The sequence below is a fragment of the uncultured Polaribacter sp. genome (assembly GCF_947495205.1).
GTDB lineage: Bacteria > Bacteroidota > Bacteroidia > Flavobacteriales > Flavobacteriaceae > Polaribacter.
The window spans coordinates 31,736-57,754 of sequence record NZ_CANLXV010000015.1; the positions used below are offsets into that span (position 1 = coordinate 31,736).

25 protein-coding genes are annotated in these 26,019 nt (G+C 29.7%); 9 read left to right on the plus strand and 16 right to left on the minus strand.

Annotation, left to right across the window (positions count from 1 at the left end):
- Positions 1-70 precede the first annotated feature (70 nt).
- From Q0762_RS12970 to Q0762_RS12995, 6 genes are all read right to left on the minus strand, one after another.
- Positions 71-2,275, minus strand: a complete 2,205-nt coding sequence (locus tag Q0762_RS12970; protein ID WP_298767386.1) for a M1 family metallopeptidase — start codon at positions 2,273-2,275, stop codon at positions 71-73.
- Positions 2,276-2,424: 149 nt separating this feature from the next.
- Positions 2,425-4,557, minus strand: coding sequence for a M1 family metallopeptidase (locus tag Q0762_RS12975; RefSeq protein WP_298767388.1), 2,133 nt, complete (start codon positions 4,555-4,557; stop codon positions 2,425-2,427).
- Between the two features lie 25 nt (positions 4,558-4,582).
- Positions 4,583-5,086 carry a DUF6702 family protein gene (locus Q0762_RS12980; protein WP_366941007.1) on the minus strand — a complete coding sequence of 168 codons (504 nt, stop codon included), beginning with the start codon at positions 5,084-5,086 and terminating at the stop codon, positions 4,583-4,585.
- 29 nt (positions 5,087-5,115) lie between these two features.
- The gene (locus Q0762_RS12985) at positions 5,116-5,922 is read right to left on the minus strand and encodes a hypothetical protein (protein WP_298767392.1); all 807 of its coding nucleotides are present in this window, start codon (positions 5,920-5,922) and stop codon (positions 5,116-5,118) included.
- An 82-nt stretch (positions 5,923-6,004) separates the two neighbouring features.
- The gene (locus Q0762_RS12990; RefSeq protein WP_298767393.1) at positions 6,005-6,811 is read right to left on the minus strand and encodes a carboxypeptidase-like regulatory domain-containing protein; all 807 of its coding nucleotides are present in this window, start codon (positions 6,809-6,811) and stop codon (positions 6,005-6,007) included.
- 11 nt (positions 6,812-6,822) lie between these two features.
- Positions 6,823-7,593: a carboxypeptidase-like regulatory domain-containing protein gene (locus tag Q0762_RS12995; protein WP_298767395.1), complete on the minus strand. Its 771-nt coding sequence runs from the start codon at positions 7,591-7,593 to the stop codon at positions 6,823-6,825.
- 136 nt (positions 7,594-7,729) lie between these two features.
- Between Q0762_RS12995 and pepE the strand changes: the two genes are divergently transcribed.
- The gene (pepE, locus tag Q0762_RS13000) at positions 7,730-8,431 is read left to right on the plus strand and encodes a dipeptidase PepE (RefSeq protein WP_298767398.1); all 702 of its coding nucleotides are present in this window, start codon (positions 7,730-7,732) and stop codon (positions 8,429-8,431) included.
- 144 nt (positions 8,432-8,575) lie between these two features.
- Here the strand turns inward: pepE and ribB are convergent, their stop codons facing one another.
- The 6 genes from ribB to tpx are packed head-to-tail and all read right to left on the minus strand — an operon-like array spanning position 8,576 to position 15,325.
- On the minus strand, positions 8,576-9,721 hold the full coding sequence (gene ribB, locus Q0762_RS13005; protein WP_298767400.1) for a 3,4-dihydroxy-2-butanone-4-phosphate synthase: 1,146 nt from the start codon (positions 9,719-9,721) through the stop codon (positions 8,576-8,578).
- 4 nt (positions 9,722-9,725) lie between these two features.
- On the minus strand, positions 9,726-11,174 hold the full coding sequence (locus Q0762_RS13010; protein ID WP_298767402.1) for an LptF/LptG family permease: 1,449 nt from the start codon (positions 11,172-11,174) through the stop codon (positions 9,726-9,728).
- Between the two features lie 60 nt (positions 11,175-11,234).
- Positions 11,235-11,891, minus strand: a complete 657-nt coding sequence (locus tag Q0762_RS13015) for an outer membrane lipoprotein carrier protein LolA (RefSeq protein WP_298767404.1) — start codon at positions 11,889-11,891, stop codon at positions 11,235-11,237.
- A gap of 37 nt (positions 11,892-11,928) precedes the next feature.
- Positions 11,929-14,412 (minus strand): DNA translocase FtsK, encoded by a 2,484-nt coding sequence (locus Q0762_RS13020; RefSeq protein ID WP_298767406.1) that lies wholly within the window; start codon positions 14,410-14,412, stop codon positions 11,929-11,931.
- A gap of 30 nt (positions 14,413-14,442) precedes the next feature.
- Positions 14,443-14,823, minus strand: coding sequence for a diacylglycerol kinase family protein (locus Q0762_RS13025; RefSeq protein WP_298767408.1), 381 nt, complete (start codon positions 14,821-14,823; stop codon positions 14,443-14,445).
- 4 nt (positions 14,824-14,827) lie between these two features.
- Positions 14,828-15,325: a thiol peroxidase gene (gene tpx / locus Q0762_RS13030; RefSeq protein WP_298767410.1), complete on the minus strand. Its 498-nt coding sequence runs from the start codon at positions 15,323-15,325 to the stop codon at positions 14,828-14,830.
- Positions 15,326-15,455: 130 nt separating this feature from the next.
- On the opposite strand from tpx, the gene Q0762_RS13035 reads away from it, so the two are divergent.
- Both Q0762_RS13035 and Q0762_RS13040 read left to right on the plus strand, forming a co-directional pair.
- Positions 15,456-16,880 (plus strand): MATE family efflux transporter, encoded by a 1,425-nt coding sequence (locus Q0762_RS13035; RefSeq protein WP_298767412.1) that lies wholly within the window; start codon positions 15,456-15,458, stop codon positions 16,878-16,880.
- A 42-nt stretch (positions 16,881-16,922) separates the two neighbouring features.
- A complete protein-coding gene (locus Q0762_RS13040) occupies positions 16,923-17,147 on the plus strand; it encodes a hypothetical protein (RefSeq protein ID WP_298767413.1) in 225 nt (74 codons plus the stop codon).
- Between the two features lie 37 nt (positions 17,148-17,184).
- Here the strand turns inward: Q0762_RS13040 and mazG are convergent, their stop codons facing one another.
- The 4 genes from mazG to ruvX all read right to left on the minus strand — a co-directional run bounded on the left by mazG (position 17,185) and on the right by ruvX (position 19,799).
- Positions 17,185-17,964: a nucleoside triphosphate pyrophosphohydrolase gene (gene mazG, locus Q0762_RS13045; RefSeq protein ID WP_298767414.1), complete on the minus strand. Its 780-nt coding sequence runs from the start codon at positions 17,962-17,964 to the stop codon at positions 17,185-17,187.
- 88 nt (positions 17,965-18,052) lie between these two features.
- Positions 18,053-18,472 carry a DUF5606 domain-containing protein gene (locus Q0762_RS13050; RefSeq protein ID WP_298767415.1) on the minus strand — a complete coding sequence of 140 codons (420 nt, stop codon included), beginning with the start codon at positions 18,470-18,472 and terminating at the stop codon, positions 18,053-18,055.
- A gap of 94 nt (positions 18,473-18,566) precedes the next feature.
- Positions 18,567-19,157 carry a peptide deformylase gene (gene def / locus Q0762_RS13055; protein WP_298767416.1) on the minus strand — a complete coding sequence of 197 codons (591 nt, stop codon included), beginning with the start codon at positions 19,155-19,157 and terminating at the stop codon, positions 18,567-18,569.
- Between the two features lie 228 nt (positions 19,158-19,385).
- Positions 19,386-19,799: a Holliday junction resolvase RuvX gene (gene ruvX, locus Q0762_RS13060; protein WP_298767418.1), complete on the minus strand. Its 414-nt coding sequence runs from the start codon at positions 19,797-19,799 to the stop codon at positions 19,386-19,388.
- A 101-nt stretch (positions 19,800-19,900) separates the two neighbouring features.
- On the opposite strand from ruvX, the gene Q0762_RS13065 reads away from it, so the two are divergent.
- From Q0762_RS13065 to Q0762_RS13090, 6 genes are all read left to right on the plus strand, one after another.
- Positions 19,901-20,713, plus strand: a complete 813-nt coding sequence (locus Q0762_RS13065) for a hypothetical protein (RefSeq protein ID WP_298767420.1) — start codon at positions 19,901-19,903, stop codon at positions 20,711-20,713.
- A 98-nt stretch (positions 20,714-20,811) separates the two neighbouring features.
- Positions 20,812-21,627 carry a 2,3,4,5-tetrahydropyridine-2,6-dicarboxylate N-succinyltransferase gene (locus Q0762_RS13070; protein ID WP_298767422.1) on the plus strand — a complete coding sequence of 272 codons (816 nt, stop codon included), beginning with the start codon at positions 20,812-20,814 and terminating at the stop codon, positions 21,625-21,627.
- A 12-nt stretch (positions 21,628-21,639) separates the two neighbouring features.
- Positions 21,640-22,389, plus strand: a complete 750-nt coding sequence (locus tag Q0762_RS13075; RefSeq protein WP_298767424.1) for a glycosyltransferase family 2 protein — start codon at positions 21,640-21,642, stop codon at positions 22,387-22,389.
- 2 nt (positions 22,390-22,391) lie between these two features.
- Positions 22,392-23,393 (plus strand): glycosyltransferase family 2 protein, encoded by a 1,002-nt coding sequence (locus Q0762_RS13080; RefSeq protein WP_298767426.1) that lies wholly within the window; start codon positions 22,392-22,394, stop codon positions 23,391-23,393.
- The gene (locus Q0762_RS13085) at positions 23,393-24,355 is read left to right on the plus strand and encodes a hypothetical protein (RefSeq protein ID WP_298767428.1); all 963 of its coding nucleotides are present in this window, start codon (positions 23,393-23,395) and stop codon (positions 24,353-24,355) included. Before Q0762_RS13080 ends, Q0762_RS13085 begins: the two co-directional genes overlap by 1 nt.
- Positions 24,356-24,472: 117 nt before the next feature.
- The gene (locus Q0762_RS13090; protein ID WP_298767429.1) at positions 24,473-25,891 is read left to right on the plus strand and encodes an HD domain-containing protein; all 1,419 of its coding nucleotides are present in this window, start codon (positions 24,473-24,475) and stop codon (positions 25,889-25,891) included.
- The last annotated feature ends 128 nt before the right edge of the window (positions 25,892-26,019 follow it).

The window sequence follows — 26,019 nt, forward strand, 5'->3', positions numbered from 1 at the left end:
AAATTATAAATCATAAAAAAAAGCCTCGTTTACATTTTGTAAGCGAGGCTTTTTAGTTTAAAAACTAGTTTTAGTTTTTCTGTTTATTTTTAAATTCGTCAAACTTATCGCCTTCTTTTTTAGGCCAAGTATTGTTAGACGTATCTACGTCTGCAGTTTCAAAATCTGGGTCTACCACAATGCTTTTAATTTCTTTAGTAGCTGCAAAAACTCTTTTTACAGAATTGTCATCACGCATCCAAATTTGGGCAGGAAAAGTTTCTCTTTTGGTTGTACCATCTGCAAATGTTAATTCTACAATTAAAGGCATAACCAAACCTCCTGGTTTTTCAAATTCTACAGAATATAAGTAAGATGGTACTTCTTCTCCTTCTGCATATTTACGCATTGCATTTCCGTTTGCATCTTCTTTTTTATCTGTAATATAAACAAGGTCTCCTAAACTATCAAAATACTGTTTGTATTGTTCTTTTAGTTTTACCATTCTTTCACTTGGCTTGTCTGTTAGATACAAAGGTTTTACATCTTTAATACCAATGTCTGTAACATCTGTTGTGTAAAACCATCCTCTAAAAAACCAATCTAAATCCATAGCAGAAGCATCTTGCATAGATCTAAAGAAATCTTCTGGAGTTGGGTGTTTAAACATCCATCTTTGTGCATAGGTTCTAAAAGCATGATCAAACAATTCTGGTCCCATTATTGTTTTTCTTAAGATGTATAAACCAGCAGCTGGTTTTGTATACGCATTTGGGCCAAATTGTTTTACATAATCTCCTTGAGACATAATAGGAGAAATGTTAGATTGGTCTCCACCCATATATCTTGTAATTCCTTTAGCTGGGTTAGAGGCAAACAATTCTGGATCATATACATCAGATGCTAAGATTTCTACAAAAGAGTTTAAACCTTCGTCCATCCACGTCCATTGTCTTTCATCAGAATTAACAATCATTGGAAAAAAGTTATGACCAACTTCGTGAATAATTACACCTAACATCCCTTTTTTAGTCCTGTCAGAATAGGTTCCATCTGGATTTGGGCGTCCAAAATTGAAACAAATCATTGGGTATTCCATTCCTTGTCTTTCTGAATGTACAGAAACAGCTTTTGGATAAGGATAATCAAACGTTAATTTAGAATATTCTTTCAAAGTAGTGGCTACTGCTCTTGTAGAGTGCTCTTCCCATAAAGGATTACCTTCTTTTGGGTATAAAGAGGTTGCCATAATGGTTTTACCATTAACATTTACAGCCATAGCATCCCAAATGTATTTTCTAGAAGATGCAAAAGCAAAATCTCTTACTTGGTTTGCTTTAAAGTTCCATGTTTTTGTTGCAGTGGCTCTTCCTTTTTCATTTTTTTCTGCTTCTTCTTGAGAAACAATAATTACAGGTTTGTCAAAAGATTTTCTTGCTTGTTCAAAACGCTTGCGTTGTGTTTTAGATAATACCTCTTTTTCGTTTTGTAAAGCTCCAGTAGCTTCAACAATATGATCTGCTGGTACTGTTAAACTTACTTCATAATCTCCAAATTCTAATGCAAACTCAGAGCGTCCCCAAAACTGCATGTTTTGCCATCCTTCTACATTATTATATACAGCCAATCTTGGAAAAAACTGTGCGATAGTATAATTGTTGTTTCCGTCAGGAAATGTTTCTAATCCAGAACGTCCACCATCTTTATTAATGTCGTTTATTTTATAGTTCCACTGAATTCTAAATTCAAATGTTTTGCCAGGAGCCAATGCTTCAGATAAATTGATACGCATCATAGTTCTGTTTATAGTATGCGATAAAGGTTTTCCATTACTTTCTACCTTTGTAATATTATAACCAAACCCTTTTTTCTGGTTCATGTAAGAACTTTTAAAGTTATCTGGTGTAATAAATGCAGAAGCACTATTAGATTTTGCTAAAGGTGTTTGTGAATCATCTGCCCTCATGTTTTGATCTAATTGCACCCATAAATATTCTAAATGATCTTTAGAGTTGTTATGGTAAGTAATTTCTTCATCTCCATAAATTTTGTTATTTGTTTCGTCTAAACGAATATCCATAACATAGTCTACTTTCTGCTGTGTGTATTGATGTCCTGGGGCACCAGCTGCATTGTGTTGATCATTTGGTGTTGCCAAAAGATCTTTCATTTGTCTAAATTTGTTTTCGTCTGTATGACCTTGTTGAGTTCCTTTTTTGTCAATTTTTGTTTGCTGTGCAATGGCAGCAATAGAAATGAAAAAAAGAGAACATACTAATAAAGTAAGTTTTTTCATATTGTTAGAATACTGTTTTTTTTTAAGTGCTGCAAATTAAGAATAACTGCACAATAAAGTTAAAATTCGTTAAACTTTTAACATATCTTTATTAAAAAAAACAATGTAGAAAAAATTCTACATTGTTTTAAATACTATTTCTAAAAGTACTAATTTTTAACTTTTGCTTTAAATCTACTAAACTGATCTCCTGTTTGCCTTGGGTAGCTATTGTTAGCAGTATCTACATCTGCAGTTTCTAAATCTGGATCAATCATAATTTTACGAATCTGTTTGTTAGAATGTACCGTTTTGGTAACTTCATTATCTGTATATCTCCAGATTTCTGCAGGATATATTTTTTTCTCTTTTGTACCATCTTCATACGTAAATTCTACAATAATTGGCATTACCAAACCACCAGGTTTGTTGTAAGTGATTTCGTAAAAGTATTTAGGTTGTGCTTTTTTTGGTTTTGCAATGCTTAAGCCTTCACTTTTATCTTCTATAAAATTTATAGTTTCTTTATTTTTTTCAACGGCATAAAACTTTTTTACGCTTTTTACGCCAATATCTGTTACATCTGTGGTATAAAACCAACCTCTAAAAAACCAGTCTAAATCTACGCCAGATGCATCTTCCATAGTTCTAAAAAAGTCTGCTGGTGTTGGGTGCTTAAACATCCATCTTTGTGAATAGGTTTTAAAAGCATGGTCAAATAACTCTTTACCCATAATGGTTTCTCTTAAAATCCATAAAGCAGTTGCAGGTTTACCATATGCGTTGTTACCAAAACTATATACATGATCTCCTTTAGACATAATTGGTGCAATTCTAGATTGGTCTCCTGCCATATAACGAACAATATTTTTAGGATAACCTCTTACAATAGGAAAATTTGGATCATAATCTAATTCTGCCAACATTTCCATAAAAGAGTTTAATCCTTCATCCATCCAAGTCCATTGTCTTTCATCAGAATTAACAATCATCGGGAAAAAATTATGCCCAACTTCATGTATAGTTACTTTTATCATTCTGTATTTTACTCTGTCTGAATAACCACCGTCTGGTAAATCTGGTCTACCAGGATTAAAACAAATTTGCGGATATTCCATACCCATTTGTCCATCTACAGAAATGGCTTTGTGGTAAGGATAATCAAAAGTATATTTAGAATATGTTTTTAAAGTTTGTGCGGCTGCTCTTGTAGAATGGTCTCCATATAAAGGGTTTGCTTCTTTAGAATATAAAGATTCTGCCATAACCGTTTTTCCATTAATATCTACAGCCATAGCATCAAAAATAAATTTTCTAGAAGATGCAAATGCGTAATCTCTTACATTTTTAGCAACAAATTTCCATGTTTTTGTTTTTTTGGATTTTGTTTTTTCAATTTTTTCTGCTTCTTTTTGAGTTCTAATAATTACAGGATTTTTAAAAGACTTTCTTGCTTTTTCTCTTCTTTTTAATTCTTGTTTTGTAAAAACTTCTTTTGGATTTTGTAAAACACCTGTTGCACCTAACATGTGATCTGCTGGTGTGGTAATGTTTACTTTAAAATCTCCAAATTCTAGAGCGAATTCACTTCTGCCCCAAAATTGGTCGTTTTGCCAACCTTCTACATTGTCATACACACACATTCTTGGATAAAATTGTGCAATAACATAATTATTGTTACCGTTTTCTGTAAAATGCTCATAACCAGACCTACCACCTTGGGTTCTGTGATTGTTGATGTTGTACCACCACTTTATTTTAAATTGAAATTTTTCTCCAGATGCCAAAGGTTTTGCTAAATTAATACGCATCATGGTTTGGTTTATGGTGTGCGATAAATTGCTGCCATCTAAATTGGTTACACCTTCTATTTTAAAGCCACCATCAAAAGCATCTGCTATATATGCAGCATTAAACCTGTCTTTAGATGTTTTATTAGGTATTCTGTTGGGTTGAATGTCTGGAGTTTTAGAGTCTGCAGCACGCATATTTTGGTCTAATTGAACCCATAAATATGGTAAAGTATCGTCTGAATTGTTGTGATAAGTAATGGTTTCATTTCCATAAATTCTGGTGTTTTCATCATCTAAAACAATGTCCATTGTATAATCTACCTTTTGTTGTGTGTATTTTATACCTGGCGCTCCAGAAGCTGTTCTTTGTAAATTTGGCGTTGGTAAAACATCTTTCATTTGGCGAAATTTGTTTGTATTTACATGACCTTGTTTTGTTTTTGATTCTTGCGCCATAAATGCACTAGAAATAAAAAATACGGTTAGGATTAGTAGCCCTAGTTTTTTCATAATTGTAAATTTGAATTAATTAATATTAGTCTGAATAGATTAGCTTTTCTTCTTGATTACTTTTAGTAAGGAGTACACTTTTATTTTTATTGCCAACTTTAGATTTTATTAAATTCTGTTGTTCAGGAAAGTTTTTAAGCAATAATTTACTGTTTACACTAATAGATTGTACGTTTGGTATTTCTTCTATTTCTAAGTAAAAATAAACCAAATCTCCTTCAAATTCTTTACCAATGTATGTAAAGGTTTTTGCCACATTATTTATTTTAAAAGAAAGTTTATCTGATAAATATTTTTCAAAATACACATTGTTATTTGGTAATTCTTTTTTTGTGGCTAACTGTAAATTTAAGTTATATTCCTTATTTACAGCCAGTTCTATATCATCCATAAAAACACTGGTAATGATCTGCACAGCTTGTGCTTTTTCTTTAAATTTAATTTGAGTTAGACTCAAATAATACTTATGTGTAGTAAAAGAGAGTAGTGGTAGTATTAGAACCAGTATTAAAAGGTTTTTTAATTTCATGTGTTGATAAAAACAATTAGTGCGCCAAGTTACTTTTCTTCATTTATTATTTCTAAGTAAGTTTTACCTTCTTGTTGAAATATTTTTATAATATCTAAGATTCTTCCTTTTGCATACAAGTCTTCTATACCTAAGGGATTACAATATTCTAGAAAGTGAAAGTAATTATCAATTGGAATTTTTAATCTTTCAAAGAAGAATTTATCACCTAAACGTGACATTATTTTATAAGGAAATTCCTTTTTTTGCGCTAATTCTTTACGCAATGCCCATAATTTTTCAGAATATTTAAATGGGATTGCAGCAGCAGCTCCTGCGCCAGCAAATTGTGCTGTTGGGTCTACATTGTTTAAAGGTGGTTTTGCCAAATCCATTTCATCTATAGGTCCTACAACATTTCTATCAATCTTAGAAAAATCCATTCTTATTCTAAGCAAAGAGTCTCTTTTATTTACAGGAACAGCTTTGGTGTCTATGCCTAATCTTCCAGACAAATCGTGTCTTTTTAATTCAAAAGTATCTAACACAACAGTTCTGTATTTTAATTTTACAGAAATATTTTTAGCAGTAATATTGCTTTTTTTAATAAGTACAAATTTTGTAAAGTGTTGCACAGAAGAAATTCTTAAAGAATCTCCTGCTTTCACAAAAATTCTAAATGCACCATTATCAGAAGAAAATGTACCTTGATTGGTTTTTAAATTAATAATATTGGCGTTTTTAACTGTGCTTAAAGAATCTAACACTTTACCATTTATAAGTCCTCTTCTTTCTTGAGAAAAAGAAGATAAACATACAAAAAGAAGCACTAAAAGTGTGAGTAATTTTTTATTCATACATTACTTTATAGGGTGAACAAAGTACGTAAAAAGAAGATTTTTATATGATAAATAAGTTTAAAATTCTGTTAAAGGATTTTTACTTGTTTGTTGTGGCTTTTATATAAGATTTGCTTTCCTTTATTAAAATTTGGATGAGTTTAAATTTTTTATGTTGTTTGTAGAGCTTAAAAATATTTTTTACTTCACAATAATTAATAAAGTGGTTATATTTTTCTTTGGGAATTTTTAATTCTTTAAAGAAAAAATGTGCTCCAAATTCACTTAATAAAACATCAGGAAAATTTTCTTTTTCTGCCAATTTTTTTGCTTTTTCTTTTTTACTTACTGCATTCTTTTTTCCTAATCTTCTTGTAAATCCTGCACCTTCAAATTTATTGTTTGGTAACCTTACTTTGTTGGCTTTTGCAAGGTGCACTTCATCTGAGCCAATACCCATTTTAGAAATTAAATAGGGATCCATGCCTTTTAATTGGTTTTCTAAAGTTGCTGTAGCTTTTTCTTTATATGTTTGTTTAACGTTTGTAATATCTAAAGATAAAAAACCACTTAAATTGTGTTTTTTTAATACGATTTCATCTAGAATAACAATGTTATTTTCTAGTTTAATAATATTTTCTGTTTCTCTTAAATGATAGGGTTTTACAATTATTATTTTAGTTTTAAAGCCAACAGCTGTAATTTGTAAACTATCCTTGTTTTTTGCAATAATTTTAAAAAATCCGGCTTTGTTAGAAAATGTTCCTTTTTTATTTTGAAGATTTACAACATGCACGTTTTTAAGTGCTTTAGAAACATCAAAAATTTTTCCTTGAAAGTTATTTTTACGCTGAGCATAAAAACAAGTGCTTGTAATTATTAAAAAGAAAAGTAATTTTTGTTGCATAATTTTTCTTTTTATTTGTAATTATTTGATAGAAAGTCTTTAGATTTTTTTTGTAAAAATGTAATCAACTTAAATTCATCAATTAATAATAAGCTGTTGTAAAGACTGTCTTTTACGCAATAGTTTAGAAATCTGTAGGTGTCTTCTTCTTTAATTTTAAAGTTTGTTAAAAGTAGCTTGCCGTACTTTTGAAATAATTTATCTGTATCTTGAAGCTCTTCAATTAATTTTTTTCGTTTTTTTAATTTTTTTAACCTACCAGATAAAACGTTTAAAAAATAGTCAAAAGGAATACCGCCAGAGCTGGTAGTTGCTGTGTAAATTTCTCTATCCTGTTTTTCCATTTTTTTCATTCCTGCTCCTGGTAAACCCAAACTTACAGCATCTACATCTTCTTTTGTTTTTGGAGGAACCGCTTTTAGGTCTATATCTAAATTGCCTAAAAGATTATGTTTTTTTACAATAACTTCATCTAAATTGTACTTTTTTGTAGCCAAAACAATTACATTTAGTTTTTCTCTAAAATGATGGGATTTTATTTTTATAATTTTTGTTTTGTAACCTATGGCAGAAATCTGTAGACTATCATTTTCTTTTGCGGCTATTTCAAAAAAACCATTTTTATTAGAAAAAGTTCCTTTGTTGTTTTTTATATGAATAACGTGTACATTTATTACAACATCTACAGCGTCTACAATTTTACCGTAAAATAGTTGTTGTTTTTCTTGTGCAATACAAAAAGAAGATACTGCCAAAAATAGGAGGAATAATTTTGGTTTCATTGGTTTGGTTTGCTGCAAAGAAAACAGTAAAGCTTCTTAAAACTCTATTAACAGAGTTGTAAAAAGCTGTTAAATAACATTTTATTCACTTTTTAAAAAAATAAATTTCTAAAAAAAAATAAATTATTTTTGATCTATGAAAAACATGATAATTGCAAGTACATCAACAGTTTTTGGAAGTGGATATTTAGAATACTTATTACCCACGTTAAAAGCACATTTTAAAAATGTAAAAACATTACTTTTTATTCCTTATGCAAGACCTAGTGGTATTTTATATGATGCGTATACAACAATTGCAAAAAAGGCTTTTGCGTTTATAGATATTAATGTTGAAGGCATACATGAATTTAAAAACCCTAAAAATGCAATTGAAAACGCAGAAGCTATTTTTACAGGTGGTGGAAATACGTTTGAGTTGGTAAATCAATTATACAAAAATGATATTTTTTCAATTTTCAAACAAGTTTTAGAAAACGGAACGCCTTATTTAGGCACAAGTGCAGGTAGTAATATTTGTGGTATTTCTATGATGAATACCAATGACATGCCAATTGTGTATCCACCAAGTTTTTTAACTTTAGGTTGCATTCCGTTTAATATAAATGCACATTATTTAGATCCAGAAAAAGGTTCTAAACACATGGGAGAAACCCGAGAAACTAGAATAAAAGAGTTTCATGTATTTAATGAAACTCCGGTTTTAGGTCTTAGAGAAGGCAGTTGGTTGCAAGTTTCTGGAGATTGTATAATTTTAAAAGGTAATTATTCTGCAAGATTGTTTCAACAAAACCAAGAACCTTTAGAGTTAGAAAGTGGAGTAGAGGTTTTCGTTTAATTTTAAAGTTGAAAAAAACTAAAAAACTTAGCGTACTTTCTCTTTTAGTAGGCAAAGTTTTTTAGTTTTGAATACTGAATACTGAATACTGAATACTGAATACTGAATACTGAATACTGAATACTGAATACTGAATACTGAATACTAATACTTTACATATTCTACAATTTCTAAACCATAACCAATAATACCAACACGTTTGGTTTGTTGCGAATTAGAAATTAGTTTTAATTTTCTAACATTAATGTCATGTAAAATTTGTGCGCCAATACCAAAGTCTTTGGCATCCATTTTAATTTCTGGAGCTTTAATTTCTCCTTGTTCTTGGTTTTCTTTTAAAATTTTTAACCTACTTAATAAGTTTTGAGACTGATTTTGTTGATTTACAAAAATTATTGCACCCTTGCCTTCATCATTTATCACCTGAAACATTTGATCTAGCTTTTGATCTGCGTTATTGGTTAAAGTACCTAAAATATCATTATTAACTAAAGTTGAGTTTACTCTAGTTAAAATGCTTTCCTCTTTAGTCCAAGTACCTTTGGTTAAAGCTATATGTACTTGTTTATTTGTAGTTTGTTGGTAAGCTCTTAGTCTAAACTCACCAAAACGAGTAGTTATATCAAAGTCTTCTTTTTTTACGATTAAAGAGTCGTGTTCCATTCTATAAGCAACCAAATCTTCTATAGAAACAATTTTAATATCAAATTTTTTAGCGACTTTTAACAATTCTGGTAAACGTGCCATTGAGCCATCTTCATTCATTATTTCTACAATAACTCCTGCAGGTTTTAAGCCTGCTAAACGTGCAAAGTCTATAGCAGCTTCTGTATGGCCAGTTCTTCTTAAAACACCACCAGTTTTTGCTTTTAACGGAAAAATATGTCCAGGTCTGGCTAAATCGTGCGGTTTTGTATTGGTATCAATTAAAGATTTTATGGTTAAGGCTCTATCAGATGCAGAAATACCTGTTGTAACGCCTTTGCCACGTAAGTCTACAGAAACGGTAAATGCAGTTTCCATAGGATCTGTATTGTTGTTTACCATCATGCCTAAATCTAATTCTTTACATCTTTTTTCTGTTAAAGGTGCACAAATTAAACCACGTCCATGAGTGGCCATAAAATTAATCATTTCTGGAGTTGCTTTTTCAGCAGCTGCTAAAAAATCGCCTTCGTTTTCTCTATTTTCATCATCTACAACAATAATTACTTTACCATTTCTAATATCTTCTATTGCGGCAGCAATGTTGTCTAATTTTACTTTTTTTGTGTTTGATAAAGTTGTCATGGTATTATTGGTCTTTTTTAGACTTAAATTTATTAAAGAAATTAATAATAGGTTGTGTTATGGTATCAATATTAAAAATACCTTTATCATTGGTAGCTCTTTTTGTTAATAAAATTCCTAAAGGAAAAAGTGTAAGCGTAGATATCCAAGCGCCTAATAAAGATGTAATGGAGCTTTCTTCTGCTAAGTTTTTTCCCATGGTATTCACAAAAAAATAAATAACATAAATGGAAATTGCTAAAATCATAGGTAAACCAAAACCTCCTTTTCTTATAATAGAGCCTAAAGGTGCTCCTATAAAGAATAGAATTAAACAAGAAAAAGACAATGCTATTCGTCCATAAAACTCAGAATCAAAAAAGTTTAACATTTTCCTTTTCCATTTTATAGTTTTTATATTGTTTCTTACATTGGTTAGGGCACTATTCATTTTTGTGCTGGCTGCACTTAAAACACTTATTTTATTTTGTAAGTCGAAATTATTCAGAATATTTAAACTGTCTATGTTTTTTACTTTTATAGAATCTTTATAAGCATATAACATTTTACCATTTGCTATGGTAGAAATGGTATTTGCTCTAGAAGAAAGCATTTCATTATACGCTCTTTTTAAATCTGGTATGGTATCACTTAATTGGTTTAAGGTACGCATATTGTAGCTGTTCTTTATTTTTTCTGCACCCAAATCATCATTACCGCCTATTTTAGAAATATCTATGTTAAATTCATATTCTTTAAAAGTAGCTTCAGATGCAGGCATTCTTTTCTTTTTAGCCTGGGTTTTAGATGCACTGGTATGATCTACGTAATAAAAACCATCGTACAAAACAAAGGTCATGTATCTGCTGCCTTCTTCAGATATAATTTTACCTCTTTCTGCTGTAATTACTTTTGTATTTCCATGTCTGCCTGTTAAATCATAAATTAAAACTTTTTTAAGCAGGTTTTCTTCTTCACCGTATTTTTCATCAAATTTAATTTGATAGCTTTCTAAATCACTATTAAAACTACCAGCAACTAAAGCCAAAGCTGGTTTTTTCTTTTTAATGTTAAAGTAAAGGTTTCTTTGTTTTAATATAGCATGTGGAAAAATATTGTTTAAGAAAACAAAATTAATAGCACTTAAAAGAAATGCTAGTAATATTAAAGGTCTAACCAAACGTTGTAGGGAAATACCAGCAGATTTTGCAGCAGCAAATTCATAATTTTCTCCAAGACTACCAAGTGCCATTATAGAAGAAAGCAAAACAGCAATAGGTAATGCTTGTGGTACAACAGTTAAGGTGGTGTAATATAAAAACTTTAGAATAAACACCATGCCTATTCCTTTACCAGCAATGTTTTCAAAAATTTGCCAAAGAATTTGCATAACCAGGACAAATAGAACAATTAAAAAAGACGCAACAAAGGGCCTTAAAAATGTTTTTAAAATGTATTTGTCTAAAATTTTCATTGTAGCAAAAGTAGTTTCTTATCTGTAAATACGCTACTAATTTTCTGTTAATTGAAAATATTAATCAATGGTGTAATTTTGGTTGAGATACTTCTCTTTATTTACTTGAAAAAAGTTAGGAGAAAGGTCTTCGTTTTTCTTAAATTGATCGATTGTGAATGTGGTTTTAGAACCATTTTCGCCAGTTTGAATCAGTTTGTAAATATGCTTTGTTTTTGCATCTATTGCTAGTTCTACTTTTACAATTTCAGAATTGCTATCTATTGGGTTTAGCGTAACATATTGTATGCTTCTGCCTTTTGTGTTTTCTAATTTACCCATGTTGTAGTTATAGCCTTCTTTATAAAAACTTAATAATTTAGAAGGATAAACAAATCCGTCATCTTCACCTAAATCACCATCTGTTATAGAAATTTCTTTTTCCTCATGGTTGATGACATGTAAGCGCGTACCATCATAAATAAATTGATTACCTAGATAATTTAAATTGTATTTTTCTCCTTGTAAATTAATAGCTCCTCTAATTGGTGGCTCGTCACCTTCATTAATTCCAGCCTCTTCATTACTTAATGTTTGGCTAAAGCGGATGTACATGTTTTTATAAGCGCCCATTTTAGTAGATACTTCATCTAACAAATTTTTTGCTTTTTCTGAATTTTGAGAAAAAGTAATTGTGGTAAAAAATACGGCTAAAAATAAAATTGTTATTTTTTTCATGATTTTAAAAATCTTTTATTTAAAATTTAAAAAGAAATTATACGTTTTTTTCGTTTTCTAATAATTGGTCTAAGGCTACAAAGTCTGGTATTAAAACTTGTCTTGCTTTACTACCTTCAAAACCACCTACAATGCCAGCAGCTTCTAATTGATCTATTAAACGGCCAGCTCTGTTATAACCTAATTTTAATTTTCTTTGCAATAAAGAAGCAGAACCTTGTTGTGCAGTTACAATAATTTCTGCGGCTTCTCTAAACAGTTTATCTCTGTCTGCAATATCAATATCAATACTTGTGCCATTTTCATCATCTACATACTCTGGTAATAAAAAAGCATCAGAATAAGCTTTTTGAGAACCAATAAAGTCGGTTATTTTTTCTACTTCTGGTGTATCTACAAAGGCACATTGTATTCTATTAATGTCATTTCCTGCTGTGTATAATAAATCTCCACGACCAATTAATTGATCTGCGCCACCAGCATCTAAAATGGTTCTAGAATCTATTTTAGAAGTTACCCTAAATGCAATTCTTGCTGGGAAATTAGCCTTAATAATACCAGTAATTACGTTTACAGATGGTCTTTGTGTAGCTACAATTAAGTGAATACCAATAGCTCTTGCTAACTGCGCTAAACGCGCAATTGGTGTTTCTACTTCTTTACCAGCGGTCATTATTAAATCTGCAAATTCATCAATAACCAAAACAATGTATGGTAAAAATTGATGGCCATCATTAGGATTTAATTTTCGCTTTTTAAACTTGGCATTATACTCCTTTATATTTCTTACCATTGCTGCTTTTAACAAATCGTAACGATTGTCCATTTCTATACAAAGCGAGTTTAAGGTATGCACAACTTTGGTAGTATCTGTTATAATTGCTTCTTCTACATCTGGTAATTTTGCTAAGTAATGACGCTCTATTTTGTTAAACAAAGTTAGTTCTACTTTTTTAGGATCAACCAATATAAATTTAACCTCTGCAGGATGTTTTTTGTATAGAAGTGATGTTAATACCGCATTTAAACCAACAGATTTTCCTTGTCCTGTAGCACCTGCCATAAGCAAGTGAGGCATTTTAGCTAAATCTACCACAAAGGTTTCATTAGAAATGGTTTTACCCAAAGCAATTGGCAACTCCATTGGCGATTCTTGAAATTTCTTTGAAGAAATCACAGAATGCATAGAAACAATGGTAGATTTTTTGTTTGGCACTTCTATACCAATTGTTCCTTTACCAGGAATTGGTGCAATAATTCTTATACCTAATGCAGATAAAGAAAGTGCAATATCATCTTCTAAATTTTTTATTTTAGAAATTCTAATTCCAGCTTCTGGTACAATTTCATAAAGTGTAATTGTTGGACCAACAGTGGCTTTAATTTCTGCAATACCAATTTTATAATTTTTTAAAGTTTCTACAATCCTATCTTTATTGGCTTCTAATTCTTGTGGATCTATAGAAATTGTTTCGTTGTATTGTTTTAACAAATTAAAAGTTGGGAATTTGAAATTTGCCAATTCTAAAGTGGGGTCAAATTCACCAAAATCTTTTACTAATTTGTCAGATAAGTTTTCGGTAGAATGTTCTTCATCTCTGCTAATAGCAACATCTATTTCTACTTCTGGCTCTTCTATAACTGTTTCTTCTACAATTAAATCTGTTTTTAAAACGGGTTCTATTTCTTCAGGTACCGTTTCTTCCACCTTTAATTGTATGCTCTCTTTTTTATCAGAAACCTCTGAATGATTTGTTATGGTAGGTTTTAAATTAATAAGTGGTTTTTCAAAAGTAGATTGCTCCTTTTTGTCTGCAATTATATTTTTAGCTTGCACTGAAGTTTCTTCTTTGGGTTCAGAATGGTTAGTGCTTTCATTTGAAACGAGATCTTGGGTAGTTTTTTCAATATTTGCAACTTCGTTTTTTTGCTTGATTTTTTCTAAAATACCATCAAAAGTTACTTTGTAGCGTAAAACGATGTAGGCAATAAAGAAAAAACTTAAAATAATTATTAATCCTGTTTTGCCAATAAAAGTTTGTAGATAATCATTAATTTCAAACCCTATAATACCAGAAAGCAAGGCATATTTTTTATTTAAAAAACCTAAAGTAACAGAAAGCCATAACATTGCTATTAAACCCCAATTCCATGAGATTACAATTTTTGCTAATTTTCTATGCAGTAATACAGATAAACCAGTTAAAAAAAGTAGGAAACTGATTATAAATGAAGCGATACCAAAACCTTTGTAAATAAAAAAGTGACTAAGATTTGCGCCTATTTTTCCTAAAAGATTTCCACTTTTTATGGTTTTATTACCAAGTTGCGTTAATGTACTTTGATCTTCTTGCCAATTAAAGAAAAATGAGATAAAAGCAATTCCTAAAAAAAAAGCAAAAGACATTAAGAAAAAGCCAAAAATAGTTTTTGCTTGTTTTGTCTTTAAAAAAGCAAAAGCAGATGTTTTGTTTTCTAAGTTTTCAATTGGTTTTTTTGTGCTAGGTTTTCTTTTAGCCATTTATGTTTAAATAAATTTTACGTTTTTTTGCTAAAATAGCAAAACGATTTTAGGAATGTATATAAAGCCAGCAATTATTAAAGAAATAATACTGGCTAAAGCTGGTGCACCTGCTGCAATATCTTTTATGATACCTATTTTTGTATGAAAATCTGGATGGATAAAATCTGCAACTTCTTCAATTGCTGTGTTTAATGCTTCTGCAACTAAAACTAAACCTATGGCCAAAAACTGTACCATCCATTCTGTATTAGAAATTTTGAAACAAATACCTAAAATTGTAGCAAATAAAGCAATACCTAATTGTGCCTTTATACTGTCTTCTTTAGTAATTAGTAACCAAGTACCTCTAAAAGCAAATTTTAAACTACGTATTCTGCCACTTAAAAAACCATCTTTAGGATTTTTCATTGATTTATATTGCTTTTAAAGCAGCATCATAATTGGGCTGGTCTACAATTTCTTGTACTTGTTCTGTATAAGAAACTTTGCCGGTTTCATCTAAAACAATTACTGCTCTAGAATGCAATGGAGCTAGTGGGCCAGAGGTAAAATCAAGTTGGTAATCTTTACCAAAACTTCCGCTAGCAAAATCAGACAACATTACTACATTATCTATACCTTCTGCACCACAAAAACGAGCTTGTGCGAATGGTAAATCTTTAGAAATACATAAAACCACGGTGTTCTCTAAACTAGCCGCTTTTTTATTAAATTCTCTAACAGAAGTTGCACATGTGCCAGTATCAATAGAAGGAAAAATGTTTAAAACTACTTTTTTTCCAGAAAAATCTGCCAAAGTTTTATTTTCTAATTTTACTGTTTTTAAAGAAAAATTTGGTGCTTGAGCGCCTACCTTTGGTAAGTCTCCTAAAGTTTGTATTGCGTCTCCGTGTAATGTTATATTCGCCATAATTGTTAAAATTTAGTTTCATCAAAAGTAATTATTTTAATTGGAAAAAATAAGTGAAAATTGATAAGTTCTTGCCAAATATATTGCCACTATAATATCTATATTTGCACAATTTAAAAGCAATATTTTATTGAATCTATCTCAATATACATCAGAATTTGAATACAATTGGAAACTTGCTGCGCCTGTAATGTTAGGTATGCTAGGGCATACTTTTGTTAGTTTTATAGACAATATTATGGTTGGGCAATTGGGTACTGCAGAATTAGCAGCAGTATCTTTAGGTAATAGTTTTATGTTTATTGCCATGTCTATTGGTATTGGTTTTTCTACAGCTATTACGCCGTTAATTGCAGCTGCAGATGCTTCTGATAATTTACAACAGGCTAAAAATGTTTATAAAAGTGGTTTGTTTTTATGCACAACTTTGGGCGTAATTTTGTTTTTAGGAATTTATTTTTCTAAACCTTTATTATATCTAATGCAACAACCAACAGAGGTTGTAAATTTAGCATTACCGTATTTAGATTTGGTTGCATTTTCTTTAATTCCTTTAATTATTTTTCAGGCAATTAAGCAATTTAGTGATGGTATGTCTATGACCAAATACCCAATGCACGCTACTTTATTAGCAAATATTATAAACGTTGGTTTAAACTATTTATTAATTTTTGGAAAATTTGGTTTTCCAGAAATGGGTATTGTTGGTGCTGCTTATGGTACATTGGCTTCTAGACTTGTTATGGTTTTGTATTTATGGCTAGTGTTACGTTATAACAAACGGTCTAAGCGCATTGTAAAACACATTAAAGTTTTGGTTTTAGACTTTATAAGTATAAAAAAAATAATAAATTTAGGTTCTTTAAGTGCTATGCAAATGTTTTTTGAAGTGGCTATTTTTACAGCAGCCATTTGGTTGAGTGGTTTGTTGGGTAAAAATCCGCAAGCGGCAAATCAAATAGCATTAAATTTAGCTTCTATGACTTTTATGGTGGCTATGGGCTTAAGTGTGGCTTCTATGATAAGAGTAGGAAATCAAAAAGGATTACAAAATTATAAAGAACTGCGTAGAATAGCATTTTCAATATTTTTCTTAGGAACAATTTTTGCGTTTGTATTTGCAGTTTTCTTTTTTATATTTCATGAAGTTTTACCAAATATTTATGTAGATTTAAAAGATTTGGCAAATTATGATGATAATATGGAAGTAATAAAAATAGCTGGTAGTTTATTGTTTGCTGCAGGATTTTTTCAAATATCAGACAGCATTCAAGTAATTGTTTTAGGCGCTTTAAGAGGATTACAAGATGTAAAAATACCAACAATTTTAACTTTTATTTCTTATTGGGTAGTAGGTTTTCCTATTTCTTATTACTTAGGAAAAGAAAATATGTATGGCAGTTTTGGCATTTGGTTAGGTTTACTAGCTGGTTTAACCACAGCCTCTATTTTACTTTTTATGCGCTTTAATTGGTTAACTTTAAAGTTGATAAAAGAAAAAGAAGAACAAACCAGTTTTTTACACGCAGGTAAAAAATTAGTGCACACAAAATAACCTTCAACGGCATGCGAGTTGATTTAATTTAGATTTTAAGAAATGGATTTACCAAAATTTTTACTAGCAGATAATAGCAATTTTCCTGATGATATTTTTGTTTTACATACAGAATTTCCTCGTTTTATTATTAATTTAAAAGATGATGAAATTGAGTGGTTTGAAGATTTAACAGGAGAAAGTGAAGAAGATATTGCTACAGAATTAGCAGATTTAATGGATAAAGCAGGCGCTTTTTATGATGATGAAATGAAACAATATCAATAATTTGTCTTTGATATTTGTTGATAGAAAATTTAAGGAATTATTTAAAAAATTCCTTAGATTTTTCCCAATAGCTATCCATTTCTGTTAAAGACATGTCTGCTATGTTTTTGCCTTCTTTTTTAGCCGCTGTTTCTAAATATTGAAAACGATTTATAAATTTTTTATTTGTTTTTTCTAATGCGTTTTCTGGATTTACACCAATAAAACGCGCGTAATTAATCATAGAGAATAAAACATCGCCAAATTCTTTTTCTGTGTTTTCTTTATTTTTAGCTTTTATTTCTTCATTTAACTCGGTAAGTTCTTCTTGTACTTTTTCCCAAACTTGCTCGGGTTTTTCCCAATCAAAACCAACACCTGCTACTTTTTCTTGAATTCTACTTGCTTTAACAACAGCAGGTAAACTTTTTGGAACGCCTTCTAAAACCGAATTTTTACCTTCTTTTAACTTTAATTGTTCCCAATTACGTTTTACGTCTGCTTCATTTTCAACTTTAACATCGCCATAAATATGAGGATGCCTGTCAATTAATTTATCAGAAATGGCATTGGCAACATCAGCTATATCAAATGCTTTTTTCTCGCTACCAATTTTTGCGTAAAAAACAATATGCAACAAAACATCTCCCAGTTCTTTTTTAATTTCTGGCAAATCGTTATCTAAAATGGCATCTGCCAATTCGTAGGTTTCTTCAATAGTTAAATGGCGTAAACTTTCTAGCGTTTGTTTTTTGTCCCAAGGGCATTTCTCCCTTAGATCGTCCATAATATCTAACAATCTGTTAAAAGCCGCTAGTTGTTCTTTTCTGCTATTCAAAACGTTTCTTTAATAAAATGCCATTTCTATTATGCATAGAAATGACATTGCTTTATTTTAGTAAGAATTATAGGCTTGTTAAAGCGGTTTATTCTTCTGTAGTTTCTTCTTTTGGTGCTTCAATTTTAGAAAAATCCATGCCAGATTTTACCAAAAGATTAAACCATTGTATTACTTTTTTTATGTTAGAAGTGTACACTCTTTCATCATCATAATTTGGTAAAACTTCTGCAAAAAATGCTTCTAGTTTTTTACCACTTTCTTTATGAGAAATAGCTTCTTTACCTTCTGTTTTAGCATACATTGCTTTAAAAACATCTAATAAAGGTAAATCTTCTTCAAACGTATATATTGCAATATTTTCTAGTAAACTTACATTTTGTGTTGCATTTACTGCAATTCTTTTGTTATCTGTTAAAGATGAAACAATAATTGCATTTTTAGATTGTGATACTACTTGGTATAAACCTGGTTTACCAGTTATTGAAATAATTTTACTAAACTCCATATTTTTTAATTTTAAAACTTCTCTTTTAATTCAATTAAAAGTTGTTTTACTTTTTGTGTACTTTTAATACGAACTTTAAAGAGATTTTATATTTTTATTTGCCTTTTTTTGCTAGCGGAAAACGCATTCTGTAATCTGCTTTAATTTTTCCTTTAGAAATATTTTCTAATTTCTTTTTAATAATTCTTTTTTTAAGTGAAGATAGTTTGTCTGTAAACAAAACACCTTCTATATGATCATATTCATGCTGAAAAACTCTTGCAGCTAAACCATCTAAAGCTTCTGTGTGCTTTGTAAAGTTTTCATCTAAATATTCTATTTTAATTGTTGGTTTACGAACAACATCTTCTCTAACATCTGGTATGCTTAAACAGCCTTCGTTAAAAACCCATTCGTCTCCTTCTTCTTCTAAAATTTTAGCGTTAATAAAAACTTTATTAAAATCTTTTAAAACGGCTCTGTCTTTTTCAGATAAATCTTCATCTTCTGCAAAAGGCGAAGCATCAATTAAAAACAAACGGATAGGTTTACCAATTTGAGGGGCAGCCAAACCAACTCCAGAAGCATTGTACATGGTTTCTTTCATGTTTGCAATTAGCTTGTCTAAATCTGGGTAATTTTCATCAATATCTACAGCAACTTTTCTTAAAACAGGATCTCCGTAGGCAACAATTGGTAAAATCATTCTTTTTATTATTTATTTAAAAACGAGTGCAAAAATACAATTTACAATTACGAATTACGAATTTTTGCTTTTGATTTTTTAAGTAATGCTATTACTCGAGGGAAAAATGAAATTTTATTTCTTGTATTTTAATTGAAAATTAAGCAGTTTGGTTTAGAAATTTAAAACTTAACACGTTTATTTGTCTGTTTTTGCATTAAACTGATTTCAATAGAACCAATTACATCCTTAAAATTGATTGTATAAATAAGACTGTAAAATTATAGTTGCACTAATTTCGTCTACTAAAGCTTTATTTTGGCGCTGTTTTTTTTTCATGCCGCCAGCTATCATAGTTTGAAAAGCCATTTTAGATGTAAAACGTTCATCTATTCTTTTTACAGGAATATTTGGTATTTGTTTTTTTAATTGCTCTAAAAAAGGAGCAATTAAAACTTCACTTTCGCTATCTGTGTTATTCATTTGTTTTGGCAAGCCTACTAAAAACAATTCAACCTTTTCTTTAGAAATATACTCTTTTAAAAAAGTTAATAAATTGGGTGTATCTACGGTAGTTAAACCAGAAGCTATAATTTGCAGTTCATCGGTAACTGCAATTCCTGTTCTTTTTTTACCAAAATCTATTGCTAAAACTCTTGCCAAAATATTTTTTTAAGCAAAGGTATGTTTTAAAATTCAAAATTAATAACTTCAAAAGTTAGGTTATTATAGTGGTTTTAATATTTTTGTTAAAATTATTAGTTATGAAGTTATTGGCAGTTTTGGTAAATTTTGGAGACGAACAATTAGATTATTTATCTGAAGTTGTAAAGGAACTTAAAAGCTTTAAAAAATACGAAGTTACTGTAATTGTTCAATCTAACATTCCTTTAGAAATAGAAGGTATAGACCAAGTTAATGTTGTAAAATTAAACAACTATCAATTATTACCTTTAACATGTAGAGCAGAAATTTGGAAAAGAAAAAATGATTTTGATGTTTTTATTTACGGCGAAAACGATCATTTATTTTTAGAAAGCCATGTAGATAAACATTTAGAATACAGCAAAATTCTGCCAGAAGATAGAGTTACTGGTTTAATTCAAATAGAAAAAAGTAAAGATGGCCTTTTTTATGTAGGTTACCACAGCCATTTTGATTGGGATTTTAATTCTGTGGAAGAGCATGCGGGTAAAAAATTTGCTTACTTTAAAAACACACACCAAGCTACTTTTATTTTAACCAAGAAACAGTTAGACAAAGTTGGGCAAAACATTAATTTTGAACAATTAATACGCTATAAACCTTTTTATTTATGGAATAATTTGGTCAATTCCTTACGTAAAAAAGTTGGTAAACCAATTCAGGAGCCTTTTAGATATAGTTTAAAATGTAAGGTAAATACAGATGTGTACGACTTTGGAGGAATGAAAAAATTAATTTGTATTTCAGAATTTGAAGAAAATTTAATTCACCATTTACCCAACCTATACATAAAAGGATTAAAAGGTAGAAAAAAGCTAAATTCTGATGAAGATCGAATGAATAACGCTTTACAGAAATTATTACAGCATTAAGTACAGATTTTAACAAACCAAAAATATCTGTTTAAAAAATGTATCTTGCCTTGCTTTAAAAGAGATACAATTATATTTGCAATTAAATAAATTTTAAGATGGAACAAATTAGAGAAATAATAGAATCAGCTTGGGAAAATCGCGAGTTATTAAAAGAACAAAAAACGATTGATACCATTAGAAATGTAGTTGATTTATTAGATAAAGGAGAATTAAGAGTTGCAGAACCAACAACAGATGGTTGGCAAGTAAATGAATGGGTAAAAAAAGCAGTAGTTTTATATTTCCCAATTCAAAAAATGGAAACTTTAGAAGCTGGTATTTTTGAATATCACGATAAAATGCCATTAAAAACAGATTATGAAGCACAAGGCGTGCGTGTAGTTCCTGGTGCATCTGCTCGTAAAGGATCTTACCTTTCTGCAGGTACTATTTTAATGCCAAGTTATGTAAATATTGGCGCTTATGTAGATGCAGGTACTATGGTAGATACTTGGGCAACTGTAGGTTCTTGTGCACAAATTGGTAAAAACGTACACCTTTCTGGTGGAGTTGGTATTGGTGGTGTTTTAGAACCGTTACAAGCAGCACCTGTTATTATAGAAGATGGTGTTTTTGTAGGTTCTAGATGTATTGTTGTAGAAGGTGTTAGAGTAGAAAAAGAAGCTGTTTTAGGCGCAAATGTAGTATTAACTATGAGTACTAAAATTATAGATGTAACTGGCAATGAACCTGTAGAAATGAAAGGTGTAGTACCTGCAAGATCTGTAGTAATTCCTGGTAGTTATACTAAAAAGTTTGCTGCCGGAGAGTACAATGTACCTTGTGCATTAATTATTGGAAAAAGAAAAGAAAGTACCAACAAAAAAACTTCTTTAAATGATGCTTTACGTGAGTATGACGTAGCTGTTTAAAGACAGAGTTCTATGACAAAAATTTCAGCAATAATACCTACCTTAAATGAAGAAATTCATATCGCAGATGCTATAAAATCTGTAAGTTTTGCTGATGAAATTATTGTAATAGATTCTTATAGTACAGATAATACGCTAGCAATAGCTGAAAAAATGAATGTAAAAATCATCAAACGAAAGTTTGATGATTTTTCTTCTCAAAAAAACTATGCCATTTCTCAAGCAAAAAATGCTTGGATTTACATTTTAGATGCAGATGAAAGAGTTACAAAACAAGTAAAAGCAGAAATTTTAGAAGCAGTTAAAAAACCAAAAGGTTTTGTTGGTTTTTATGTAAGAAGAACCTTTTATTTTGCAGATAAAAAAGTAAATTATAGTGGTTTTCAAAGAGACAAAGTAGTACGTTTGTTTTTGAAAGAATACTGTAAATATGCAGGTGTGGTGCATGAAACCATAACGGCTAAAGGTGAATTGGGTTTTTTTAAAAGTAAAATAGATCACTTTTCTTTTAGAAGTTACGACCACTATATTGCCAAAATGAATCACTACGGACAACTTAGGGCAGAAGAACTTTATGAGAAAGGTAAAAAAGTAAATATTTACCATGTTTTAGTAAAACCACCAGCACGTTTTTTAATACATTACTTAGTAAGATTAGGGTTTTTAGATGGTTTTGCCGGTTTTTTAGTAGCAAAAACACAAGCCTACGGTGTTTTAACCCGCTATATTAAACTTTGGCTCATTAACAACAGAAATCAATAAATGTGGCTGCAGAAAAAAATAATATTTCTATTATTATTGTAAACTATAAAAGTTGGCATCATTTACAGAATTGTTTAGATTCTATTGCTAAAATTGATGATGATGATTTTTTATTAGAAGTAATTATTGTGGATAATTCTTTGAATAAAATTAAAATTGAAGAATTTAAAAATAATTTTCCAAGTTTTAAATTTTATATAAATTCTGGTAATAATGGTTTTGCAAACGGATGTAATTTAGGAGCTAAAAAGGCATCTGGAAATTATTTTCTATTTTTAAATCCTGATACAAAAATTACCAAACAACCTATTTTAGAAATGCTTACTGTAATTTTAGCTAAAAAGAATTTAGGAGCAGTTTCTTGTTTACAAAAAAATGAAGATGGTAGTTATGAAAAAAGTATGCGATTTTTTCCTAAATTAATTACATTATTTGGTTTTTTTAGGGCAATTTTTAAAACAAAATTAGAAAAATCTATTAAAAAAGATACTCATATTATATATCCAGATTGGATTTCTGGTGCTGTAGTGCTTATAAGTAAAAATTGGTTTTCTAAAATAAAAGGTTGGAATGAAGATTATTGGATGTATTTTGAAGATGTAGATTTGTCTAAAAAAATTAGAGATAAAAAAGGGGAAATAGGTTTGCTTACAAATACCTTTATTATACACAATCATGGCGGATCTTCCCGAATAAACCTAAAAACAGCTTCCATAACAAAATTAGAGGTGTTAATTTCTAAACACGTTTATTTTGCCAACCATTTTAAGGGTATTTATTGTTTTTTATTACAAACTCTGCTTGTGGTTTACACAATGTTTAGTAAATTTATTTTAGGTTTACTTGGTTTGTTTTTTTTCTTTGTACCAAAGCTTAAACTTCAGTTTGTTTTATTTAAAAAAATAATATCTTATTATTTTTTAGCGATAATAAACAGTACTTGGTTAAGTGAAAAATCTATAAATTACAGCAAATTAAGTTTGTTAAATAAGAGAAAAATATAATGGAAATTGATGTTGTTTTTACTTTTGTAGATGCCAGTGATGTAAATTGGCAAAAAAAAATTAATACATACTTAGATAACAAAGTTAACTGGAAAACTACAAAGCAGTATACTGCTTATAATTCAGTTAATGAAATTGAATTTGCTGTAAAATCTATCTTAAAATACGCAAAATTTGTTAGAAATATTTACATTGTAACAGATAATCAAATCCCTGTTTTTTTAAAGGACAAACAAAAAGCAAAAAAAGATTTTCCGAACGTTTTTATAGTAGATCATAAAACTATTTTTGAAGGCTATCACCAATACTTACCAACTTTTAATGCAAGGTCTATAGCTACAATGTTGTATAGAATTCCTAATTTATCAGAACATTTTTTAGTTTTTAATGACGACGTTTTGTTGTTAAGCGATGTGCAAGAAAAAGATTTTTTTATAGATGGTAAATTGGTTGTAAGAGGTGTTTGGAGATCTTTAGATGAAAACGTTTTAAGTAAGAAAATAAAGCAGTTTTATTTAAAAGTTTTTCAATTAAAAAAAAGAAATAAAGCGAGCCATTTTAAAGCTCAACAGCTTGCTGCAAAAAAACTAGGTTTTACCAAGTTTTTAAAAACAAAGCACACTCCTTTTCCAGTAAAAAAGTCTACATTACAAAATTATTTCAGCAAAAATAAAAATGAATTTGAGAATAATATAAAATATAAGTTTAGAGATTCAACTCAATTTTTAACAGAGTCTTTAATGTATCATTTAGGAATAAAAAATATCAATATTGTTCTTAAAAAAAAATATCAATTAGCCTATTTTCAAAATTATAGAAAACCATTTTTTTGGTTAAAATATAAAGTGAATAAGGTAGAAAAAAGTAGTGATAAACTTTTCTTATGTATGCAAAGTTTAGATTTGTGTCCGCCTAAAAAGTTAGCTTTTATAAAGTCTTGGCTTCAAAAAAAATATAATTAAAACGCATCAATAATTATTAGTAACAATTTTTATAACTTAGATTAAATCTTACATTTGTACAACCTTAAAAACGTACAAGATTTGCGTTGTAATTCGTGAGTTTTTTATAAATACATAATGATGCACCCAGAAGCAATATCCTTAGAAATATTTAAAATTATCTCTAAAGCGTCTAAACAATTACAAATAGATAGCTATGTAATTGGTGGCTTTGTGCGCGATTTTTTTCTTAAAAGAGGCACAGCAAAAGATATAGATGTAGTTGCCATTGGAAGTGGTATAGATCTAGCTCTGAAAGTAGCTGATCTTTTACCAAATAAACCAAAAGTACAAGTTTTTAAAACCTATGGTACTGCAATGCTGCGTTATAAAGATGTAGAGGTAGAATTTGTTGGTGCCAGAAAAGAATCTTACACAGAAGAAAGCAGAAATCCAGAGGTTTCTGAAGGAACATTACAAGATGACCAAAATAGGAGAGATTTTACCATTAATGCTTTAGCTTTAAGTTTAAATGAAGCGAATTTTGGCGAAGTGCTAGATCCATTTAATGGCATACAAGATTTAGAAAATGGTATTATAAAAACACCTCTAAATCCTGACATTACGTATTCTGATGATCCTTTAAGAATGATGCGTGCCATTCGTTTTGCTACACAATTACATTTTAGAATAGAAGAGGAGTCTTTAAATGCAATCACAAAAAACGCACATCGTCTTAAAATAATTACCAGAGAAAGAATTATTGACGAGTTGCACAAAATTTTGGCTTCTGTAAAACCTTCCATTGGTTTTTTGTTATTAGAAAAAACAAAATTACTGCCACAAATTTTACCAGAATTAATAGCTTTAAAAGGAGTAGAGGAGGTAGAAGGGCAAAAACACAAAGACAATTTTTACCACACTTTAGAAGTGGTAGATAATATTGCACAACACACCCATAATGTTTGGTTACGTTGGGCTGCATTACTGCATGATATTGGTAAAGCACCAACCAAAAAATTTAGTAAAAAAGTGGGTTGGACCTTTCATTCTCATGAATTTGTGGGCTCTAAAATGGTTTACAAATTATTTAAACGCTTAAAAATGCCTTTAAATAATAAAATGAAGTTTGTACAAAAAATGGTAATGTTAAGCTCTAGACCTATAGTTTTGGCAAGTAATGTAACAGATGCTGCAGTAAGACGTTTGGTTTTTGATGCTGGTGAAGATATAGATGCTTTAATGACCTTGTGTGAGGCAGATATTACCACAAAAAATCCAAGAAAATTTAAACGCTACCATCAAAATTTTGAGCTGGTTCGTGCCAAAATAAAAGAAGTAGAGGAAAGAGATAAAGTGCGTAATTTTCAACCACCAATTACAGGCGAAGAAATTATGATTGTTTTCAATTTAAAACCTTGCAGAGAAATTGGTCAAATTAAAGAAGCTATTAAAGAGGGGATTTTAGATGGTAAAATACCTAATGAATACAATGCTTGTTATACTTTTATGATTGAAAAAGGAAAACAATTAGGGTTGACACTAAGTAAATCTTAGTAAATTTCACAATAAAAAAAAGCCTAGTAAATTAAAATTACTAGGCTTTTTTAGGCGCTTTCAGAAGTAGATAAAAACTTGTTTATCAGCTAAATAAGTTGTATTTTAGATAAAAATAAACCCCGAAA

Excerpts from the sequence above, each read along its gene's own strand:
- Q0762_RS12970 (WP_298767386.1), bottom strand. The coding sequence starts at position 2,275 with ATGAAAAAACTTACTTTATTAGTATGTTCTCTTTTTTTCATTTCTATT.
- Q0762_RS12975 (WP_298767388.1), bottom strand. The coding sequence starts at position 4,557 with ATGAAAAAACTAGGGCTACTAATCCTAACCGTATTTTTTATTTCTAGT.
- Q0762_RS12980 (WP_366941007.1), bottom strand. The coding sequence starts at position 5,086 with ATGAAATTAAAAAACCTTTTAATACTGGTTCTAATACTACCACTACTC.
- Q0762_RS12985 (WP_298767392.1), bottom strand. The coding sequence starts at position 5,922 with ATGAATAAAAAATTACTCACACTTTTAGTGCTTCTTTTTGTATGTTTA.
- Q0762_RS12990 (WP_298767393.1), bottom strand. The coding sequence starts at position 6,811 with ATGCAACAAAAATTACTTTTCTTTTTAATAATTACAAGCACTTGTTTT.
- Q0762_RS12995 (WP_298767395.1), bottom strand. The coding sequence starts at position 7,593 with ATGAAACCAAAATTATTCCTCCTATTTTTGGCAGTATCTTCTTTTTGT.
- pepE (WP_298767398.1), top strand. The coding sequence starts at position 7,730 with ATGAAAAACATGATAATTGCAAGTACATCAACAGTTTTTGGAAGTGGA.
- ribB (WP_298767400.1), bottom strand. The coding sequence starts at position 9,721 with ATGACAACTTTATCAAACACAAAAAAAGTAAAATTAGACAACATTGCT.
- Q0762_RS13010 (WP_298767402.1), bottom strand. The coding sequence starts at position 11,174 with ATGAAAATTTTAGACAAATACATTTTAAAAACATTTTTAAGGCCCTTT.
- Q0762_RS13015 (WP_298767404.1), bottom strand. The coding sequence starts at position 11,891 with ATGAAAAAAATAACAATTTTATTTTTAGCCGTATTTTTTACCACAATT.
- Q0762_RS13020 (WP_298767406.1), bottom strand. The coding sequence starts at position 14,412 with ATGGCTAAAAGAAAACCTAGCACAAAAAAACCAATTGAAAACTTAGAA.
- Q0762_RS13025 (WP_298767408.1), bottom strand. The coding sequence starts at position 14,823 with ATGAAAAATCCTAAAGATGGTTTTTTAAGTGGCAGAATACGTAGTTTA.
- tpx (WP_298767410.1), bottom strand. The coding sequence starts at position 15,325 with ATGGCGAATATAACATTACACGGAGACGCAATACAAACTTTAGGAGAC.
- Q0762_RS13040 (WP_298767413.1), top strand. The coding sequence starts at position 16,923 with ATGGATTTACCAAAATTTTTACTAGCAGATAATAGCAATTTTCCTGAT.
- Q0762_RS13050 (WP_298767415.1), bottom strand. The coding sequence starts at position 18,472 with ATGGAGTTTAGTAAAATTATTTCAATAACTGGTAAACCAGGTTTATAC.
- def (WP_298767416.1), bottom strand. The coding sequence starts at position 19,157 with ATGATTTTACCAATTGTTGCCTACGGAGATCCTGTTTTAAGAAAAGTT.
- Q0762_RS13065 (WP_298767420.1), top strand. The coding sequence starts at position 19,901 with ATGAAGTTATTGGCAGTTTTGGTAAATTTTGGAGACGAACAATTAGAT.
- Q0762_RS13070 (WP_298767422.1), top strand. The coding sequence starts at position 20,812 with ATGGAACAAATTAGAGAAATAATAGAATCAGCTTGGGAAAATCGCGAG.
- Q0762_RS13075 (WP_298767424.1), top strand. The coding sequence starts at position 21,640 with ATGACAAAAATTTCAGCAATAATACCTACCTTAAATGAAGAAATTCAT.
- Q0762_RS13085 (WP_298767428.1), top strand. The coding sequence starts at position 23,393 with ATGGAAATTGATGTTGTTTTTACTTTTGTAGATGCCAGTGATGTAAAT.
- Q0762_RS13090 (WP_298767429.1), top strand. The coding sequence starts at position 24,473 with ATGATGCACCCAGAAGCAATATCCTTAGAAATATTTAAAATTATCTCT.